Source organism: Vibrio sp. 1978, assembly GCF_033344345.1.
Genome location: NZ_JAWPOP010000606.1, coordinates 1 through 639, shown reverse-complemented (window position 1 = coordinate 639; position 639 = coordinate 1). Strand labels below are relative to the sequence as shown.

Here is a 639-nt window from a genome sequence, read left to right as displayed (position 1 = left end):
GCGATTGCAGTCAGACGTAACCAATAAAAAATTGGACATGGGCATTGAGCGCATTAACCAACTGGCGCTAGAAATTCGTGACATCCACCGCTTGATGATGCGCACTCCTGGTCCACATAACGATTTGATGGATCAGCATGAAAAGCTGATTACCGAGCTGTCGGAATACACTAAGGTCACTGTGACCCCACGTAAAAACGCAGAAGGCTTCAACGTGCACATCGGCAATGGTCATACCCTGGTGTCGGGCCCAGAGGCAAGCCAATTAAAAATGATTGACGGCTACCCAGACGTGCACCAACGACGTCTAGCGATGGTCGAAGGCGATGGCATCAAAGCGATTAAGGCCGACGACATGGACGGCAAAATCGGCGCGCTACTCGACATGCGTGACAAACACATTCCGCAACTGCTGGATGAAATGGGGCGCTTAGCTACCGGATTCTCTTACAAGGTCAACCAACTGCAATCGCAAGGTTTGGATCTCAACGGCAAAATCGGTAAAGAGGTTTTCACCGATGTGAATTCTGAGCTGGTGGCTAAATCACGAGTGTTTACCGCACCAAACTCGAAAGCGGACGTTGCCGTTTATGTCGATGATATTTCGGCGTTGAAAGGTGGCGAATATGCGCTGCGCTT

General features: G+C 50.1%; 1 protein-coding gene. It reads left to right on the top strand.

Annotated elements, in window-relative coordinates; genetic code table 11:
* On the top strand, window positions 1-639 hold a 639-nt coding region (locus R8N49_RS28090), incomplete at both ends, for a FlgK family flagellar hook-associated protein (RefSeq protein ID WP_412034931.1).